Consider the following 4919-nt stretch of genomic DNA (forward strand, 5'->3'; position numbering starts at 1 on the left):
CCTCAAAAAGCCAATGATTTGTTCCTCGGTAAAACGCTTCTTCACGTCCAATCTCCTTCAGGTAGGGAATTGGACTCCAAACTGGCGTGCTACTCAAAATCGGGGGGACGTCGAGGAGATGATGCAATTGTATGATTATGTAAACACCCTCTTAAGAGCAACAGATCAGCACACGAGGCGGGACCGCCTTCGTCGACCGCCCACCGCGACCCGCCTGCCACGCGCTATAGGCGTTGCAGGCGCTGCTAAACCTGCGGGCATGCGGGTCACGGCGGTATCGCGGGCGCCGTCAGACAAGCGTATGGTGGCGCTTGTGAGACAGCGGCGCCCCACACAACCGGGCGCAACCGCGGTCCGGTAAACTGGCAATCGTCTACTCTTTGGAGGCACTCATGGATCCACTGCCTCCCGCATTGCGCGCCGATATCGCCCGTGTTGGCCGGCTCTCCTCGGTCGCCGACGTGTTGAGCGTCCTCACCCGTCTGACCGGGATGGGATTTGCCGCCGTCGCCCGCGTCACCGATGCACGCTGGATCACCTGCCAGGTGCACGATGCATTGTCCTTTGGCCTGCAGCCCGGCGACGAGCTGCCGCTGGCCACCACGTTTTGCGACAGCGTGCGGGTGAAAGGCAATGCCGTGTGGTTCGGGCATGCATCGGATGACCCGGTCTATCGCGATCACCCTTCGCCGCGGCTCTACGGCTTCGAGAGCTACGTCTCGGTGCCGATCAAGTTCGACGACGGCAGCGTGTTCGGTACCTTGTGCGCGCTGGACCCGCAGCCGCGCGTCATGGACGCACCGCTGGTGGAAAAGGTCGAACTGCTTGCACAGTTGCTTGCCGCACAGATCCAGGCCGAGCAACGCGCCGAAGAGAGCGCGCAGGAATCGCGACGCGCCCGCAGCGAACTGGGCCGCGTTGGTGCCTCGGCGCGCTTGCGCGAAGAATTTATTGGCATTCTCGGGCACGATCTACGCAACCCATTGCAGTCCATGCATGCGGTGGTGGATATGCTGTCCATCGACCAACTCAACCATCGCTACGGCAGCTCCATCCGCTCGATGCAGCGTAGCCTGCGGCGCATGGAAGAACTGATCGATTTCGCATGCGATTTCGCTCGCGGCATCGAACGCGATTGGCTGCAGCTGGACTATGGCGACGGGAGCGACCTGCTCGATGCACTCTCCCAGGTCGTGGACGAAACCCGCGCCGCCTACCCCAACCAGGTGCTGTCCACGCACGTGGCCATCGACGAGCCCGTGCACGGCGATGCGATCCGTCTGGCGCAGATGTTCGGCAGCCTGATGATCAACGCGGTCGTGCAGGGGCCGCAAAGTTCGCTGATCAAGGCGGTCGCGGTCACCGAACATGGCCGGCTACGCATCGAAGTCTGCAATCTGGACGGGATCGATCCGCGGCGGCTGGATGTGCTGCACGCTTCCACCCATGTGCATACCGACGGACGTGCGCTACCGGATGTCGATCTGGGTCTGCATATGGCAGCGCAGATCGCCAAGGCCCATCAAGGCGAATTACGCATCATCAGCGGCAAGGACGGCACCTGCTTCCGCGTGGAGCTGGCCTGCACACGTCCGCGCGGACGGCTGCATCTGGTCGGCACCTCGGCGCCGGCCTGAGTGCGCTACGCGGCGTCGATCGTCACGCAGACAAGTGCGCCAACAGGCGGCGCTCCAACCGCATGCTGCATGCCAGCCACACGTTCCCTGGCGCCGCAGTGGCGCTTGTAGCGGTGCTGGCAACCGGATGCCGGCAACAAGCGCCGCCGGCCGCCTTGCTCGGCGCTCCTCAGTAAATTTTGCGCTCGCTCGGCGGCGGTGGCGTCCATTGGTACAGCCAGGTTTCGGTGAGCGGCTTGCCGTTGGCGCGCAGATACAGGCGGATATCGATCTGCTGGGTACCCTCGTCCGGCGGGGCCAGGTCGAACATCGCCCGGTAGCCCTTGAGCTCGTGCAGCGGGCGCGCCGACACAATTTCAGTGGTGCCGCGCGACACCTGTAACACCGCCTCCACCTTGACCTTTGGATCCTTCGCCAGCGCGGCCAGTTCGCCACCGGCAAAATCCACCGCAAAGCGCCAGGAGAAATGGCTGCGTTTTTGCCCGACGATGCCGCCCAGTCCTGTCCGGGTGGCCACGCAATGCGCCAGCGGCGAGTTGGCCGGCGGCTGCGCGCCCCAATACAGCCGGTAGCCCATCAGCAGTTCCTGCCCCGGCTGCGGCTTGGCTTGCGGGTTCCAGAACGCCACGATGTTGTCGAAGGTCTCGTCCACGGTGGGAATTTCCACCAGTTGCACCGATCCCTTGCCCCAACCGCTCTTGGGTTCCACCCACAGGCACGGCCGCTTTTCGTAGAACACGCCATCGTCCTGGTAGTGATCGAAGTTGCGGTCGCGCTGCAGCAGCCCGAACCCACGCGGGTTCTCGTCGACGAACATGTTGAAGCGCAGATGCGGCGGGTTGCATAACGGGCGCCAGATCCATTCGCCACCGCCGGTCCACATCGCCAGGCCATCGGTATCGTGGATTTCCGGACGCCAATCCCAGTCCATCCGGTTATCGTTTTCGCCGACCTGGTACATGCTGGTGCATGGGCCGATACCCAACCGCTCGATCGCCTTGCGTGGGTACAGCGCGCTGTCGATGTCCATCAGCAACACATCGCCATTGGTGATGGCGAAGCGGTACGCGCCGGCAACGCTGGGCGAATCCAGCAAGCCGTACACCACCACCGTGTCCGAATCATCCGCCGGCTGCTCCAGGTAATAGGCGATGAAATCCGGAAACTCTTCCGGCCCGCCGGTACCGGTATCGATGGCCAGCCCGCGTGCCGATTGCCCATACTGGCCTTCCTTGCCGACAGCGCGGAAATAGCTTGCTCCCAGGAATGCCGAAAAATCGCGGTCGGTATCCTTGCGTGTATTGAGCCGGAAACCGGCAAAGCCCAGATCCTTTGGCAGTTGCTTGCCGCCCAGCCCGCTGCTGCCGTAATCGAATGCCGCCGGGTCGTAGGCCAGTTGCTGTGCCTTGCCATCGACGATGTCGTAGATGTGCACGGGGGTATGGAAATACAGTCCCAGGTGGAAGAATTTCGCCTGGAATTTGCCGTTGCCATCGGCCCACAGCGCGTGGTCCTGGCGATAGTGGATGGACTGGTACTGATCCCAGTTAAGCGCCTCAAGCGGCCCCGGCAACACCTGCTTGTGGCTCTTGTAAGGTGCCTTCGCCAGCGCGTGCGCCTGCCCCTTCAACCAGGCGTAGTCGAACGGCTGCGGCTGCCCGAGTCGACGCAGACCAACAGCCTTGGCCGCCAGCGCACACTGCGGCAACGTCGGCAAGCCGAGCGCGGCCAATGCGGCAGCAGCATTCTTCAGGAAGTGGCGTCGTTGCATGCGCATCGATCTGGTCAGGGAATGGGCGACATCATAGCCACAGCCCGGCATCGACGTGAATGCGCGCCTCAGCAAGACGGAGGCGGCGCCTCGCATGCATTGGCCAGCGCGAGCGCGTTGGCGTTGCTGCAAAGGAACTGCCACTGCGCCTGCTCCTCATCTGGCCCGGTGTAGCGCAGCAGCGTCCACTGCTCCTGTGCCTGCATGTGCACACCTGGCGCAAGCTGCCGATACGGCGCATGCACTTCCATTTCCAGCAATCCCTGTTCCGGATGCTGGGCTGGCGCATCCAGATACAACTCCACCTGGCCTTGCTCGGGATGGATCGCCGTCAGCGGTTGATGCGCGAAGCGAATCACCAAGACCTGCCCGCCCGCGAAACCGGCCATCCATCCTGCAGACGGCTGCAACAAGAGCTTGCCGCGCTGGATCAACCCGTCTGGGCGCGCATCGGCACGCAGCGCAAGCAGGCCGCGCTCTTGCTGATAATGCGGGGCAATCGTGCCGGGCTCGCGCGGCGGCTGCAGCCGAATGTCCGCAGCAGTGGCAACCGGCACAAACACCCGCGTGGTGGCCGCAACCCGCGTATTGAACCAAAGATCCCAGGCGATTGGCTGCGCGCGGATATTGCGTGCGCTGGCCTGGATGTCCACAGTGTCCGCACGCGTTGCAGAACGTTTGATCTGTTTGCGCAATTGCACCCCGATCAGCGGACTGGGCACGCCTTCAAATTCCACCACGTCATGCCGCCGCACGCTGACACGCGTCTGCGCCAGCGACAGATACGGATCCGGCGGCCATACCGCGGCCGCCGCCTGACGCTCGGCATTGAGGTGTTGGTGCAGCCACCACTGACTCTGCGGCCCGACCCACACATCATGGCCGAAATAGGGAATATCCCCCGCGGTAGCCGACACCTCGGGCGCAGGCTGTTGCTCCACCGCCGCACCAACCTTCAACACGTTGGGTTGGCCGCGCAGATTGAACGAAAGCACGCGCCCGCCAAATGCCGGCGTGACGCTGAGCTCTATCGCGTTGGTCTTCAACGGGAGGCGCTCTACGGCAGCTGCATCGCTCGAAGGGGGCGTCACCGCGCCAGTCGACGGCATCGATAGCAACGCGCATGCACCGATAAGCACCAGAGGAATGACAAGCTGTCGCGAGCTGGACATACAGCGCTTCCACATAAGGACCTTGCGATTGTGGCCCGCCGCCTGCGTCGACACCAGAACACCGCTGCTCGCGTCTGCTTGCTGTAACTTCGCTGCACGCTAGGTCCGATTTCGCGCCATGTCAGCCAGAAGACCTGGCCACGCAGAGTGTTGAGCACTCTCGACGGACTTGAGCAGCAAGGGGCTTCGTTAGGGCAACGCTGATCAAGCCCCGTTCCCGCGTTTCGCGGGAGGTTGGATGCACATAGACGATGGGGCGCGTAGATCGCTTTGCCCATTCAGGGCAATCCCGGTGATCGAGGCCTCTGTTGGGAGGCCTCTGTGCTTCATGTGGGCAAC

3 protein-coding genes are annotated in these 4919 nt (G+C 63.1%); 1 reads left to right on the forward strand and 2 read right to left on the reverse strand.

Annotated elements, in window-relative coordinates; translation table 11 throughout:
* The first annotated feature begins 392 nt into the window (after positions 1-392).
* Positions 393-1637 (forward strand): GAF domain-containing sensor histidine kinase, encoded by a 1245-nt coding sequence (locus XAXN_RS01005; protein WP_054318170.1) that lies wholly within the window; start codon positions 393-395, stop codon positions 1635-1637.
* A gap of 169 nt (positions 1638-1806) precedes the next feature.
* On the opposite strand, the gene XAXN_RS01010 is transcribed toward XAXN_RS01005, so the two are convergent.
* Positions 1807-3408, reverse strand: a complete 1602-nt coding sequence (locus XAXN_RS01010) for an OpgD/OpgG family glucan biosynthesis protein (protein ID WP_054318172.1) — start codon at positions 3406-3408, stop codon at positions 1807-1809.
* 68 nt (positions 3409-3476) lie between these two features.
* Positions 3477-4580, reverse strand: coding sequence for a DUF4380 domain-containing protein (locus tag XAXN_RS01015; RefSeq protein WP_277422446.1), 1104 nt, complete (start codon positions 4578-4580; stop codon positions 3477-3479).
* Between the last annotated feature and the right edge of the window lie 339 nt (positions 4581-4919).

It is taken from the genome of Xanthomonas axonopodis, assembly GCF_001304695.1.
Lineage (GTDB): Bacteria > Pseudomonadota > Gammaproteobacteria > Xanthomonadales > Xanthomonadaceae > Xanthomonas > Xanthomonas axonopodis.